Annotated in this window: 14 protein-coding genes; 9 read left to right on the top strand and 5 right to left on the bottom strand. The window is 74.7% G+C overall.

What is annotated here, in order from left to right; all coding sequences use genetic code 11:
- Positions 1 to 66 precede the first annotated feature (66 nt).
- The 4 genes from ACN27D_RS32610 (at position 67) to ACN27D_RS32595 (ending at position 4943) form a co-directional block, all read left to right on the top strand.
- Positions 67 to 1083 (top strand): mechanosensitive ion channel family protein, encoded by a 1017-nt coding sequence (locus ACN27D_RS32610; protein WP_357895054.1) that lies wholly within the window; start codon positions 67 to 69, stop codon positions 1081 to 1083.
- 206 nt (positions 1084 to 1289) lie between these two features.
- The gene (locus tag ACN27D_RS32605; RefSeq protein WP_421500841.1) at positions 1290 to 2522 is read left to right on the top strand and encodes an MFS transporter; all 1233 of its coding nucleotides are present in this window, start codon (positions 1290 to 1292) and stop codon (positions 2520 to 2522) included.
- Between the two features lie 79 nt (positions 2523 to 2601).
- A complete protein-coding gene (locus ACN27D_RS32600) occupies positions 2602 to 4464 on the top strand; it encodes a transketolase (RefSeq protein WP_421500840.1) in 1863 nt (620 codons plus the stop codon).
- Positions 4465 to 4553: 89 nt separating this feature from the next.
- A complete protein-coding gene (locus tag ACN27D_RS32595; RefSeq protein WP_120569789.1) occupies positions 4554 to 4943 on the top strand; it encodes a DUF2267 domain-containing protein in 390 nt (129 codons plus the stop codon).
- 18 nt (positions 4944 to 4961) lie between these two features.
- Here ACN27D_RS32595 and ACN27D_RS32590 read toward each other — a convergent pair whose 3' ends face one another.
- Positions 4962 to 5378: a YchJ family protein gene (locus tag ACN27D_RS32590; RefSeq protein ID WP_421500839.1), complete on the bottom strand. Its 417-nt coding sequence runs from the start codon at positions 5376 to 5378 to the stop codon at positions 4962 to 4964.
- Positions 5379 to 5462: 84 nt separating this feature from the next.
- Between ACN27D_RS32590 and ACN27D_RS32585 the strand changes: the two genes are divergently transcribed.
- A complete protein-coding gene (locus ACN27D_RS32585; protein WP_421500838.1) occupies positions 5463 to 6143 on the top strand; it encodes a tyrosine-protein phosphatase in 681 nt (226 codons plus the stop codon).
- Positions 6144 to 6228: 85 nt separating this feature from the next.
- Entirely contained in the window at positions 6229 to 7230 is a 1002-nt protein-coding gene (locus tag ACN27D_RS32580) for a phosphotransferase family protein (protein ID WP_421500837.1), read from the top strand.
- Between the two features lie 3 nt (positions 7231 to 7233).
- On the opposite strand, the gene ACN27D_RS32575 is transcribed toward ACN27D_RS32580, so the two are convergent.
- The 4 genes from ACN27D_RS32575 to ACN27D_RS32560 form a co-directional block, all read right to left on the bottom strand.
- The gene (locus ACN27D_RS32575; protein ID WP_121684652.1) at positions 7234 to 7875 is read right to left on the bottom strand and encodes a class F sortase; all 642 of its coding nucleotides are present in this window, start codon (positions 7873 to 7875) and stop codon (positions 7234 to 7236) included.
- Positions 7876 to 7948: 73 nt separating this feature from the next.
- On the bottom strand, positions 7949 to 8431 hold the full coding sequence (locus tag ACN27D_RS32570) for a hypothetical protein (RefSeq protein WP_073829387.1): 483 nt from the start codon (positions 8429 to 8431) through the stop codon (positions 7949 to 7951).
- Positions 8432 to 8673: 242 nt separating this feature from the next.
- Positions 8674 to 9342 (bottom strand): response regulator, encoded by a 669-nt coding sequence (locus tag ACN27D_RS32565; protein ID WP_393379922.1) that lies wholly within the window; start codon positions 9340 to 9342, stop codon positions 8674 to 8676.
- Positions 9339 to 10442: a sensor histidine kinase gene (locus ACN27D_RS32560; RefSeq protein WP_421500836.1), complete on the bottom strand. Its 1104-nt coding sequence runs from the start codon at positions 10440 to 10442 to the stop codon at positions 9339 to 9341. The genes ACN27D_RS32565 and ACN27D_RS32560 overlap by 4 nt, the downstream gene beginning before the upstream one ends.
- Before the next feature lie 169 nt (positions 10443 to 10611).
- Between ACN27D_RS32560 and ACN27D_RS32555 the strand changes: the two genes are divergently transcribed.
- The 3 genes from ACN27D_RS32555 (at position 10612) to ACN27D_RS32545 (ending at position 12788) form a co-directional block, all read left to right on the top strand.
- On the top strand, positions 10612 to 11028 hold the full coding sequence (locus tag ACN27D_RS32555; protein WP_114920452.1) for a DUF6069 family protein: 417 nt from the start codon (positions 10612 to 10614) through the stop codon (positions 11026 to 11028).
- Between the two features lie 168 nt (positions 11029 to 11196).
- Complete coding sequence (locus ACN27D_RS32550; protein WP_421500835.1) at positions 11197 to 11634, top strand: YciI family protein; 438 nt, start codon at positions 11197 to 11199, stop codon at positions 11632 to 11634.
- Positions 11635 to 11642: 8 nt separating this feature from the next.
- The gene (locus ACN27D_RS32545) at positions 11643 to 12788 is read left to right on the top strand and encodes an RNA polymerase sigma factor (protein ID WP_047893375.1); all 1146 of its coding nucleotides are present in this window, start codon (positions 11643 to 11645) and stop codon (positions 12786 to 12788) included.
- Positions 12789 to 12797: the final 9 nt, after the last annotated feature.

Below are 12797 nucleotides of genomic sequence, written 5' to 3'. Positions count from 1 at the left end.
TCCCCGCGCTCGCGTCCGGGTAGCCCCACCCGAACAGACCTGGACCACGTACGTGGAGGCCCTTCGATGAGAGACAACTTCGGGGACGCGGTGGGCGACGCGTTCCGTTCGGTGATGCTGTTCCTGCCCAAGGCGGTCGCGTTCGTCGCGATCCTGGTCGTCGGCTGGCTGATCGCCAAGGCCGTGCTGAAGCTCGTCGACAAGGTGCTGGAGCGGGTCCACTTCGACCGGGCCGTCGAGCGCGGCGGGATCAAGACCGCGCTGGCCCGCTCGAAGTACGACGCCAGCGACATCGTCGCGAAGCTGGCCTACTACGGCGTGCTGCTGGTCACGCTCCAGCTCGCGTTCGGCATCTGGGGCCCGAACCCCATCTCCGACCTGATCGCGGGTGTGATCGCCTGGCTGCCCCGGGCGTTCGTCGCCATCGTCATCGTGGTGGTCGCCGCGGCCATCGCCCGCGCGGTGAAGGACATCATCTCCAGCGCGCTCGGCGGCCTCTCGTACGGCCGGGTGCTGGCCAACCTCGCGTCGGTGTTCATCCTGGGCCTCGGTGTCATCGCCGCGCTCAACCAGATCGGCGTCGCCACCACCGTCACCACCCCGGTGCTGATCGCGGTGCTCGCCACCGTCGGCGGCATCCTGGTCGTCGGTGTCGGCGGCGGGCTGGTCCGGCCGATGCAGAGCCGCTGGGAGAACTGGCTGACCCGGGCCGAGGAGGAGTCGCGCACCATCGCCACGCATGCCCGGGCGTACCAGGCCGGTCGGCGTGACGTCGAGGCCCGCCTGGCCGCCACCGGCCCGTACGCGGATTCCGAGCTGACCCAGCCGGTGAGCCGCGACGCCGAGGCGGACCGCACCCAGCCGGTCCCGGCCTACCCGGGCACCCAGCCGGCCGCCGCCGCGGACGCCACCGAGCCGGTGCCGTCGCAGGCGGGCGTGGAGGCCACGCAGCACATCCCGGCGTACGCGGACTCCGAGCGCACCCAGCCGACCACGCCGCGCCAGCCGACGGCCGAGCAGGCCGCGGACAGCGAGGCCACCATGGTCATTCCGCAGGCCGACGTGGACAAGTTCCGCCGCTGACCCGACAGCGGGGCGACCGATCGGGGCGGGACCGCACGGTCCCGCCCCGATCGCGTGCCCGCCGGGGGACCACCCGGGCGCCTCGCGGCGGATAGGATCCCGGCATGACCTGGCGATGTTGATGCCTTCCTGAGCGACGAGGCCGCGGGCCGCCGCGGACACCGTGCATTCCGACCGGTGTCCGTCACGTCCCGTGGGAAGGTTCCATGCTCGTCGCTCCTGCCCGCGTGCCCGCGACCCGCCGTCTGGCGGCGACGCTCTACGGGTACGCGTTCCTCACCGACCTCGTCCTGCTCTACCCGCTCTATGTGCTGCTGTTCGCCGACACGGGGTTGTCGGTCGGGCAGATCTCCTCGCTGTTCGTGCTCTGGGCGGCCGCCGGCATCGTGCTGGAGGTGCCCTCCGGCGTATGGGCCGACGCGGTGTCGCGTCGCCTGCTGCTCTGCCTGGCGCCGCTGCTGGCCGCGGGCGGGTTCGCGCTCTGGGTGCTGCTGCCGTCCTATCCGGCGTTCGCCGTTGGCTTCCTGCTCTGGGGCGCCGGTGGCGCGCTGCGGTCCGGCGCGCTGGAGGCGCTCGTCTTCACCGAGCTGGAACGCCTCGGCGCGGCCGACCGGTACGCCCGGCTGATCGGCCGGACCCGCACCGCCGAGGTGCTCGGCGCGGTCGGCTCCGGGGTGCTCGCCGGGCCGGTGTTCGCACTCGGCGGCTACCTCGCGGTCGGCGCGGCGAGCGTGGCGACGTGCCTGCTGGCGGCGGCCGTCGCGGCCCGCTTCCCGGAGCACCGCCCACCGCCGACCGCGAGCGCCGCACCGGACGGGCCGAGCGGGGGCGACGAGCCGGGGGAGGAGCAGGGTGACGACGAGCCCGGCTGGCTGGACAGCCTGCGCCTGGGCCTGCGGGAGGTGCGGGCCGACCGCCGCGTCCGTGCCGCCGTGCTGCTGGTCGCGGCCGTCACCGCGATCTGGGGTGGGCTGGACGAGTACACCGGGCTGCTGGCCGCCGACACCGGCACGGCCGAGGTGGGCGTACCGCTGCTGCTCCTGCTGGTCTGGGCCGGGATGACAGTGGGCGGGCTGCTGGCACCGCTGGGTGAGCGGCTGTCCCACCGGGGGTACGCCGGTCTGCTGGTGTTCGCGGCGGGAGCGACGGCGGCCGGGGCGCTGCTGCGGCACCCGGGCGGGTTCCTGCTGCTGGCGGCGGCGTTCGCCGCGTTCCAGCTCGCCACCGTGCTCGCCGACGTGCGGCTCCAGGCCCGGATCGCCGGGCCGGCCCGGGCCACCGTCACGTCGCTGGCCGGGATGGCCACCGACCTGACCGTCGTCGCCTTCTACGGCGGGTACGGGCTGCTCGCCGGTGCGGTGGGCAACCCGGCGGCCTTCGCGGTCGCGGTGCTGCCGTACCTGCTGGTGGCGCTCTGGCTGCTCACCGGTCGGGCGTGAATCGGCAGAAAGGGGACCAATGGTCGCGTTCGCGGCCTAGCGTGAGTGCGGAAATCGGCGACCCCGGGAGACGATCGCGGTGACGTTGGAAGCAGAGCGCACGTTGCGCGACGAGGAGCTGTCCGGGCTGGCGGACCTGGCCGCCCAGCTACGGGTGGACGCGATCCGGTGCAGCACGGCGGCCGGCTCCGGGCACCCCACGTCCAGCCTGTCCGCCGCCGACCTGCTCGCCGTGCTCGTCGCCCGGCACCTGCGCTACGACTGGTCCTATCCGGGCAACCCCGGCAACGACCACCTGATCTTCTCCAAGGGGCACGCCTCCCCACTGCTGTACGCGGTGTTCCGCGCCACCGGCGCGATCAGCGAGCAGGAGCTGCTGGAGACGTACCGGCGGTCCGGGTCGCGCCTCCAGGGCCACCCCACGCCGGTGCTGCCCTGGGTGGACGTGGCCACCGGCTCGCTCGGGCAGGGCCTGCCGGTCGGCGTCGGGGTGGCGCTGGCCGCCCAGTACCTGGACCGGTCGCCCGCGCACGTCTGGGTGCTCTGCGGAGACAGCGAGACCGCCGAGGGCTCGGTGTGGGAGGCGCTGGACAAGGCCGGCCACTACGGGCTGCGCAACCTCACCACGATCGTGGACGTCAACCGGTTCGGCCAGCGCGGCCCCACCGAGCTGGAGTGGGACCTGGACACCTACCGGCGGCGCGTCGAGGCGTTCGGCTGCCGGGCGATCGTGGTCGACGGCCACGACCTGGGCGCGATCGACGAGGCGTACGGGCAGGCGCGCGAGGCCACCGGGCCGACAGTGGTGCTGGCCCGCACGGTCAAGGGCAAGGGCGTGCCCGAGGTGGAGAACGACCCGGCCTGGCACGGCAAGCCGTTCGACCCGGAGCTGGCCGAGCGCGCCGTGCGGGCGCTCGGCGGCCCCCGGCGCATCCGGGTCGCCGGACCGAAACCACCACCCGCGCCCCGGGCCGCCGCGCCGCAGATCCGGCAACCGGAACTGCCGACCTACGAGCGCGGCGCGAAGGTCGCCACCCGGGACGCGTACGGTGACGCGCTGCGCGCCCTCGGCGCCGCCCGGCCCGACGTGGTCGCGCTCGACGGCGAGGTCAGCGACTCCACCCGGGCGGAGCACTTCGCCGCCGCGTACCCGGACCGGTTCTTTCAGATGTTCATCGCCGAACAGCAGCTCGCCGCCGCGGCGGTGGGCCTGGCGGTGCGCGGCTACCGGCCGTTCGCGGCGACGTTCGCCGCGTTCTGGTCCCGGGCGTACGACTTCATCCGGATGGCGGGCGTGTCCCGCGCCGACATCGCGCTTGTCGGCTCGCACGCCGGGGTGGAGATCGGCCCGGACGGCCCGTCCCAGATGGGGCTGGAGGACATCGCCGCGCTGCGCGCGGTGCCCGGCTCCACGGTGCTGTGCCCGGCCGACGCGGTCTCCTGCGCGGCCCTCGTCGCCCAGATGCCCGACCACCCGGGGGTGAGCTACCTGCGCACCACGCGCGGCAAGTACCCGGTGCTCTACGACGACGCCGAGCCGTTCCCGATCGGCGGCAGCCTGATGGTGCGCGACGGCGGAGACGTGGCGCTGCTGGGCACCGGCGTGACGGTGCACCTGTGCCTCGCCGCCGCCGAGGAGCTGACCCGCGAGGGCATCGACGCCCGGGTGATCGACCTGTACTCGATCAAGCCGGTGGACCGGCAGCGCCTGGCCGAGACCGTCGTGGAGACCGGCGGGCGGCTCGTCGTGGTCGAGGACCACTACCCGGAGGGTGGGCTGGGCTCGGCCGTGCTGGAGGCGCTCGCCGACCTGGGCGAACCGGCCCGGGTCAACCACCTGGCGGTACGCGGGCTGCCCGGCTCCGGCACCCCCGCCCAGCAGCTCGACCGGGCCGGCATCGGTGTGGGCGCGATCGTCTCGGCGGCGCGGGCCCTGGCCTGAGCCCGTACCCGCCGGGGCCGGCGGCGCGGCGGTGTTTGCCGCGGCCGGCGGCGGGTAGCCACGCTGCCGTTGCGACGGGAGGACCGACGATGGCCGAACCGGAGTTCTACGCGCGGGTCTCCGCCCGCGCCGGCGTGCCGGTGGAGACGGCCCGCGCGCTGACCCAGGCGACGCTGCGCACGCTCGCCGAACGCATCAGCGGCGGCGAGGCCGACGACCTGTCCGCGCACGTCGCGCACGAGCTTCGTCCGCTGCTGGCCCGCGCCCGGGTCGAGGATCCCGAGGTCTTCGGGTACGACGAGTTCCTGCGCCGGATCGCCGAGCGCTCCGGCGCGACACCGTCCGACGCCGAGCGCGGCGCCCGGGCGGTGTTGCAGGCGCTGCACCGGGTGGTCGGACCGGCCCAGTTCAACCGGGCGTTGTCCCAGCTGCCGCGCGAGATCGCCGAGCTGGCCCAGCCCACCCCGCGCCCGGCCTGACCGCGCCCGCCCTGACCGTCACTCGGGCAGCGCGTCCAGGTAGACCCAGCGGCCGTCCTCGCGGGCGAAGCGGCTGTGCTCGGCCAGTACGCCCGCCCGGCCGCCCTCGCGGTAGTGCGCCCGGAACCGGACCGTCCCGGCGCTGTCGAACAGGCCGCCCTGCGCGGCCTCCACGATCTCCAGCCGGGTCCAGCGGGTGCCCCGGTCCAGCTCCAGGCGGTCGGGGCGGGTGCTGGAGTGCCAGCTGTGCCGCAGGTACGCGGCGTCGCCGAGCGCGAACGCGCTGAACCGGGACCGCATCAGCGCCTCCGCGCTCGCCGCCGTCGCCTCGCCCCGGTGGACCGGACCGCAGCAGTCCGCGTACGGCCGGCCGGTGCCGCACGGGCAGGCCGCCGGACGTGCACCGGCGCCCTCGCGCGCCTTCCGTCTCGCCACCCGGCGATTCTCTCCCACACCAGGACCGCCCTCGCCGCCGGTAGGCCGGGGAATCCCGGACGGGACAGTCGTATAGTCGCCTCCATGATCACTCGTGGGGCCACGGCCGACGCCACCACCGGAGGTTCCGGCGTCCGGAACCTCCGCGACGCAGGCGGCGTCGGATCGTTGCGCCGTGGGATCCTGTATCGCTCCGGCGCCCTGCATCTCCTGACGCCCGAGGGTGCCCGGGAGCTGGAGGCTCTCGGGCTACGCACGGTCATCGACCTCCGCAGCAACCGAGAGGTGGCCGACCGGCCGGACCGGTGTGCGGGTCTCGACGTCGCGCACCGGCACTTTCCGGTGTTCACCGAGCAGAGCTGGCCGGACGACCAGGTGGCGCTGTACCCGTACATGGCTGAGCAGGCCGGTCGTGCCACCGTCGCGATCATCCGGCAGCTCATCACCCCCGGCGCGCTACCTGCCCTGGTCCACTGCGCCTCCGGCAAGGACCGCACCGGAGTCGTCGTCGCCGTCATCCAGACCCTCCTGAACGCCTCCGATGCGGAGGTCACCCAGGACTTCCTGCGTTCGAACACCGCGCTGGACCTCACCGGATCGCCGGCCGGGGCGACGATCGGACACGGCACCCGCCCGGTGACCGCAGCGCACCTGCTTCATGCCATGGTCTGGATCCGCAGCCACCACGGCTCGGTCTCCGCCTATCTCCAGGCTGCCGGCGCCACCGAGGCCGAGCTGGAGGCCCTGCGGGAGGTTCTTGCCTGAAGCGGTCGCGCCGCCGGCCGGTGCCGCGCGTCTTCGCAATCGGTGCGCCCACAAACGCAGCCGCGGCCAGTACGATCCCCGCACCATGAGCGTGAGTCCGACTCAGCGTGTCCTCGACCCGGATCAGGTCCGCCGCTACCTGACCGCCTCGCTCGGATCCGACGCCGAGGTGGCCGACTGCGGGCCGCTGACCGGTGGCGGCTTCGCCGCCGTCTGGTGGGTACGCCTCACCGACGGCCGCGAGGTGGTGCTCAAGGTCGGTCCGCCGCCACACGTGCCGCTGCTGCGCTACGAACGCGACATGATCGGCGCGGAGGCGCACTACCTGCGCCTGGTGGCCGGCCGCGCACCGGAGGTGCCCACGCCCGCGCTGCTGCACCACGGCACCCACCCCGGCCTCGGTGACTGGCTGCTGATGGCGCGGCTACCAGGTCGTACCCTCTGGGACCTGACCCAGGGCGGCGCGGACGTCGGGCCGCTGCGCGCGGAGTTCGGCCGCGCGCTCGCCGCGTTGCACACGGTCACCGGCGAGCGGTACGGCTACGACGGCGACCGGGCCTCCGGCGCGACGTGGCGGGACGCCTACACGGTCATGGTGGACGACATGCTTGCCGACGCCGCGGACTGGGCGGTGCCGCTGCCGGTGCCCGCGTCCCGGATCCGGGAACTGGTGGCCCGGCACGCGGCGGTGCTCGACGTGGTCGACCGTCCGGCGCTGCTGCACTTCGACGGCTGGGCCGGGAACGTGCTGGCCGTGGACGGGCCGGACGGCACCCCTCGGCTCACCGGTCTGGTCGACGGCGAGCGGTACCTGTGGGGCGACCCGCTGATGGACCTGGTGTCGCCGCTGCTGTTCCGCCGCGCGGAGGACGAGCCGGACGACCCGCTGGTGCGCGCCTACCGCGAGGCGGCGCCGTTTCCGCTGGACGCCGGGGCGCGGCGGCGGCTCGGGCTCTACCGGCTGTATCTCTACCTGCTGATGACTGTCGAGATGCCCAGCCGGAACATCACCGCCGACAACGACCCGGGCCGGGTGGCGCTGCTGGCGGACCTGCTCGGCGCCGAACTCGCCGACCTGGCCGGCTGAGCCTCACCGGGTCGCGGTGGCGAAGACGACGATGTTGTCCGGGTAGCTGCCGGTGCGCGGGTCGAACCGGCCGCCACACGTGATCAGCCGCAGCCGCGCCGCCGCGTCGCCGCCGTAGACCCGCGCGGTGGGGAAGCGCTCCTTCGGGTACGCCCCGACGCCGTCGACTGTGAACGTCGCGGTCCGCCCGTCGGCCCGCAGCACCCGGATCGTGTCGCCGCCGCGCAGCCGCCCGAGGTCGAAGAAGACCGCCGGGCCGTGCTGCGAGTCGACGTGCCCGACGAGCACCGCGTTGCCGGCCTGGCCGGGCGCCGGACCGGGGTGGTACCAGCCGGTCACCTCGGGGCGTTCCAGCGGCGGCACCTCCAGCGCGCCGTCGGCGTCGGTGGCGACCGGGACGATCTCGGCGTCCACGCCGATGCGCGGGATGGTGACCCGCACCGGTGTGGCGCGGGGGAGCGCCGGGCCGGCCGTACCCGGTCGTTCGGTCGCCGGCGCGGCGGAGGCGCCGGGCTGCGGTGGTGACGCCGACGTGGTGCCGAGCCCGGCCGAGACCAGCCCGGCGCCGGTGGCGGCGGCCACGGTGACGGCGGTGACCACGACGGCGGCGTGCAGGCGCGACCGGCGCTGCGACTCCGACAGCATCGCACCTCCGTCCGACAGGGACGCGGCGCCCGCGCCGGATGCTCCGGCGCGGGCGGACCGCCCGACGAGCCGGTCAGGCGACGGCGCCCGCGCGGCGCCGGCGGATCACCGCGTACGCGCCTCCGGCGAGCGCCCCGGCGGCCAGGACGCCACCGGCGATCAGCACCCCGGTGTCGCCGTCGCGCCCGCCGCCACCGGCCTGCGCGCCGCCGATCGGGGTGACGGTGAACGTGGCGCTGCCGCCGTCACTGCCGTCGCCGCAGGTGGTGGCCACCGTGTACGTGCCGAGCGTGAACCCGGCGGTGAACAGTTCGGCGCTCAGGCCACCGCCCGCGGCGGCCGTGGTGGACCGGACGTTCTGGTCCCGGTCCGGGCCGGTGACCCGGAAGATCGCGTCACCGGCGTTCGGGTTGCACGTGGTGGTCAGCACGACGGTGCCGCCGACCGGGGTGGTGGCGGGTGAGACTCTGGTGTCCGCCAGCGCGGCGGCCGGGAGCAGCAGTGCGCCGAGGCCCACGCCGAACGCCGCCGATCCGAGAAATGACTGTGCCTTCATCCGCGTCTTCCCTCACTTTTCGTCCGCTGTAGGCGTGGGACGTCGTTCGGGTGGCCAACTCCGTGACGAGCACCGGTGTGGCCAACACTAGGAGGGTTGCGGCGGTCACTGGGGGTAATTGAGAAATCTTCGTTGCCGTCCGGTGTGCTCCCTGCCGCCACGAGACGGCGGACATGCCGGGCCAGGCCGGACGGCGAACCGTCCGGCTTCGGCACGTCTGGGTCCGGTGTCCGGTTCGGCGCCTACCGGACCGGCGGCTCCGGCCGGACCAGGCCGGTGTCGTACGCGAGCACCACCGCCTGGATCCGGTCGCGCAGGCCCAGCTTGGTGAGGATCGCCGAGACGTGGGTCTTCACGGTGGCGGTGCTCAGGTGCAGCCGGGCGGCGATCTCCGCATTGGACAGTGCCCGCGCGGTGAGCGTCAGCACCTCCCGCTCGCGGGCGGTCAGCACGGCGAGCGCGTCGGCGGTGGGCGTGCGCCCGGGCAGCCGGTCGGCGTACCGGTCCAGCAGCCGCCGGGTCACTGTGGGCGCGAGCAGGGCCTCACCCCGGGCCACCACGCGTACCGCCTCGGCGAGGTCGGCCGGGCGGGTGTCCTTGAGCAGGAACGCGCTCGCCCCGGCGCGCAACGCGGCGTAGACGTGCTCGTCCAGGTCGAACGTGGTCAGCATGACCACCCGGGCCGGGTTGCCGGCGGCCACCAGGTCGCGGGTGGCGGCGATGCCGTCGCGCCGGGGCATCCGGACGTCCATCAGCACCACGTCCGGCCTCGTACGCGTCGCCACCGCGACCGCCTCGACGCCGTCGGCCGCCTCGCCGACCACGCTCAGGTCGGGTCGCGCGTCGAGGACTGTGCGCAGCCCGGCGCGGATCAGCTCCTGGTCGTCGGCGACCACCACCCGCACGGTCACCGGTCCGCTCCGACCGGCAGCCGCGCGTGGACCCGGAACCCGCCGGCCGGCAGCGGGCCGGCGTCGAGCGTGCCGCCGAGCAGCCGGGCCCGCTCCCGCATCCCGACGATGCCGCGCCCGGTGGGCGTACCGGACCGGCGGGCGGGTGCCGGGCCGTCGTTGACGACCTCCAGCCGCAGTAAGCCGTCGCGGTAGCGGACGTCGACGTCGGCGCGTGTGGCGTGCCCGTGGCGCAGCGCGTTCGTCAGTGACTCCTGCACGATCCGGTACGCCGACAGTTGCACCCCGCCCGGCAGCGCGTCGCCGTCGCCGTCGCGGTGCAGCGTCACCGGCAGCCCGACCGCCCGTACTGCGTCGGCGAGCGCGTCGAGCTGCGCCAGACCCGGCTGCGGCCCGTCCGGCTCGGATCCGCCGTGGAGGGCGAGCGCGTGCAGCATGGATCGTAGTTCGGTGAGCGCCGACCGGGCCGCCGCGTCGATCGCGCCGAGCGCCGCCCGCGCCTGGGCCGGTTGCGTGTCGAACACGTCCTCGGCTGCGGCGGCCTGTACGGCGATGACCGCGACGTGGTGCGCCACCACGTCGTGCAGTTCCCGGGAGATGCGTTCCCGTTCGGTCGCGAGTACGTGCCGTTCCCAGGCGCAGCGCCGTTGCGCCTGGCCCCGCTGCAACTCGCCCAGCGTCCAGCTCAGGCCCAGCGCGGTCACCGCCAGCAGCAGGTCCCGCCAGCCGCCGGTGACCAGCTTCCACGGCGTGGGCGCCAGCAGCAGCCCGAGCGCGACGAGCGAGTACCGGGGTGGGCGCAGCCGGGCCACGTACGCCAGCGGCACCGCGACCAGGCCGAGCCAGCCGAGCTGCGGGCAGAGCGCCTCCAGGCCGACGCCTGCCAGCGCGGCGACGGTGAGGGCGTACCCCGGGTGGCGCCGGATCCACAGCAGACAGCTCGCCTGCGCCACGGCGAGGCCGACCGCGACGGCGGTCGCGCCGGGCGTGTCCGGGCCGGCGTCGGAGGCCAGCAGCGCGAGCAGGCACACGGCGATGCTCGCGGTGGCGATGCCGCCGTCGAGCAGCAGCAGGAACCGGGACCGGGACGCGCACCTCATGTCCGGATGCTAGGCCGCCGGTCCACCGCTTCTCATCGGTCGCCAGACGGAGATCCGGGCGGGTGGTCGTTCGGGCGACGGAGCCGGGAACCGCTCCGCGGCCCGATCCGCGCGGCGGCCCGCCGGACCTAGCGTTTCCGGCAGTCGTCCCGATGTGGAGGAGTCACCGATGGAGACCACGATCCCGACAGTCACCGCCCGCCCGAACCGCCGCCGGGACCGCCTGCTCACGGTGTTCGCGGCGACCGCCGCCGCGCTGCTGGGCTGGGTGGTCGCGGTACCGGTCGCGGGGGTGGAGCTGATCGCGCGCAGCGGCTCTACGGACCAGCGGGTGACGCCGGTGGCCGTGGTGGTGAGCACGCTGCTCGCCGGGCTGGCCGGCTGGGCGCTGCTGGCCCTGCTGGAACGGCTCACCGGCCGTGCCCGGACCGTCTGGACGGTGGTCGCGGGCCTCGTGCTGCTGGTGTCCCTGCTCGGGCCGCTGGGCGGGGGAGTGGGGGGTGCGGCGACGCTGACGCTGGTGGCGTTGCACCTGGTCGCGGGCGCGGTGCTGATCACCGGCCTGCGTCGGACCGCCGCCCGCTGACGGCCGGGCGATCCGCTGACGGGTCCGGACCGCCGCGACGGGGGCAGGCGGCCCGGACCACCAGAACTAGCCTCCTAGGATGGCTTTCGCGATGTGACGCCGAAATTCCTCCGCCACCGATGTCGAGAACGCAACGCCGGCTTCGTCCCCGGAGTGAACGCGGCCAGAATGGGTCGCACCCTCCACGAGGAGACACTCATGAAGTACCTGCTCCTGAAGCATTACCGCGGCGGCCCGACCCCGGTGTCCGACATGTCGATGATCGACAAGTGGACGCCGGAGGAGATCTCCGCGCACGTGCGCTACATGCAGGAGTTCGCGGCGAAGCTGCAGGAGAGCGGCGAGTACGTCGACGGCCAGGCGCTCGCCCCGGAGGGCACGTTCGTCCGCTACGACGGCGAGGGACGCCCGCCTGTCACCGACGGCCCGTTCGCCGAGACGAAGGACCTCATCGCCGGCTGGATGGTGATCGACGTGGACAGCTACGAGCGCGCGCTCGAACTGGCCGCCGAGCTGTCGGCCGCGCCGGGGCAGGGCGGCAAGCCGATCCACGAGTGGCTGGAGCTGCGCCCGTTCCTGACCGCGCCGCCGACCATCACCGAGTGATCCGTCCGATGGACGAGGTCGCGCTCCGCAGCCTCATCCCGGGCGTGCTCGGTGTCCTCGTCCGCCGCGGAGCCGACTTCGCGGCGGCCGAGGACGCCGTGCAGGACGCGCTCATCGAGGCGCTGCGCGTCTGGCCGGCCGACCAGCCCCGCGATCCGCGGGGCTGGCTGGTGACCGTGGCCTGGCGGCGGTTCCTGGACGTGGTGCGCGCCGACGCCGCCCGGCGCCGGCGCGAGGACCTCGTGGACGAGGAACCGCCGCCCGGCCCGGTGCCGGCGGTCGACGACACGCTGCGGCTCTACTTCCTCTGCGCGCATCCGTCGCTGAGCCCGTCGTCGGCCGTCGCGTTGACGCTGCGCGCCGTCGGCGGGCTCACCACCCGGCAGATCGCGCAGGCGTACCTGGTGCCGGAGGCCACCATGGCGCAGCGGATCAGCCGGGCCAAGCGCACCGTGTCCGGGGTGCGGTTCGATCAGCCCGGTGACGTCGCCACCGTGCTGCGCGTGCTGTACCTGGTGTTCAACGAGGGCTACTCCGGCGACGTGGACCTGGCCGCCGAGGCGATCCGGCTCACCCGGCAGCTCGCCGCCGCGATCGACCACCCCGAGGTGGCCGGGCTGCTCGCGCTCATGCTGCTGCACCACGCCCGCCGGGCCGGGCGGACCGCGCCGGACGGCAGCCTGGTGCCGCTGGCTGAGCAGGACCGCGGCCGGTGGGACACCACGCTGATAGCCGAGGGCGTGAGCATCCTCCAGACCGCCCTGTCCCGCGACCGGCTGGGCGAGTTCCAGGCCCAGGCCGCCGTCGCGGCGCTGCACGCCGACGCGCGTACGGCGGCCGAGACCGACTGGGTGCAGATCGTCGAGTGGTACGACGAACTCGTCCGCCTGACCGGCAGCCCGATCGCCCGGCTCAACCGGGCGGTGGCGGTCGGCGAGGCGGACGGCCCGCGCGCCGGGCTGGCGGCGCTCGCGGCGCTCGACGACTCGCTGCCCCGGTACACGGCGGTGGCCGCGTACCTGCACGAACGCGACGGCGACCCGGACCGGGCGGCCCGGCTGTACGCGGAGGCGGCCCGCCGCGCGTCCAGCCTGGCCGAACGCGACCACCTGAACCGGCAGGCGGCCCGCCTCAACACCCGCCGCCCCGGATAAACCGGTCGG

The sequence above is a fragment of the Micromonospora sp. WMMD1274 genome (assembly GCF_049179035.1).
Taxonomy (GTDB): Bacteria; Actinomycetota; Actinomycetes; order Mycobacteriales; family Micromonosporaceae; genus Micromonospora; species Micromonospora tulbaghiae.
Note: the sequence above shows the minus strand (reverse complement) of the source record. Positions and strands in the feature narration are given on the sequence as shown.

Bases quoted from the DNA above. Each gene is read 5' to 3' on its own strand.
- ACN27D_RS32610 (WP_357895054.1), top strand. From the start codon at position 67: ATGAGAGACAACTTCGGGGACGCGGTGGGCGACGCGTTCCGTTCGGTG.
- ACN27D_RS32605 (WP_421500841.1), top strand. From the start codon at position 1,290: ATGCTCGTCGCTCCTGCCCGCGTGCCCGCGACCCGCCGTCTGGCGGCG.
- ACN27D_RS32595 (WP_120569789.1), top strand. From the start codon at position 4,554: ATGGCCGAACCGGAGTTCTACGCGCGGGTCTCCGCCCGCGCCGGCGTG.
- ACN27D_RS32585 (WP_421500838.1), top strand. From the start codon at position 5,463: ATGATCACTCGTGGGGCCACGGCCGACGCCACCACCGGAGGTTCCGGC.
- ACN27D_RS32580 (WP_421500837.1), top strand. From the start codon at position 6,229: ATGAGCGTGAGTCCGACTCAGCGTGTCCTCGACCCGGATCAGGTCCGC.
- ACN27D_RS32575 (WP_121684652.1), bottom strand. From the start codon at position 7,875: ATGCTGTCGGAGTCGCAGCGCCGGTCGCGCCTGCACGCCGCCGTCGTG.
- ACN27D_RS32570 (WP_073829387.1), bottom strand. From the start codon at position 8,431: ATGAAGGCACAGTCATTTCTCGGATCGGCGGCGTTCGGCGTGGGCCTC.
- ACN27D_RS32560 (WP_421500836.1), bottom strand. From the start codon at position 10,442: ATGAGGTGCGCGTCCCGGTCCCGGTTCCTGCTGCTGCTCGACGGCGGC.
- ACN27D_RS32555 (WP_114920452.1), top strand. From the start codon at position 10,612: ATGGAGACCACGATCCCGACAGTCACCGCCCGCCCGAACCGCCGCCGG.
- ACN27D_RS32550 (WP_421500835.1), top strand. From the start codon at position 11,197: ATGGGTCGCACCCTCCACGAGGAGACACTCATGAAGTACCTGCTCCTG.
- ACN27D_RS32545 (WP_047893375.1), top strand. From the start codon at position 11,643: ATGGACGAGGTCGCGCTCCGCAGCCTCATCCCGGGCGTGCTCGGTGTC.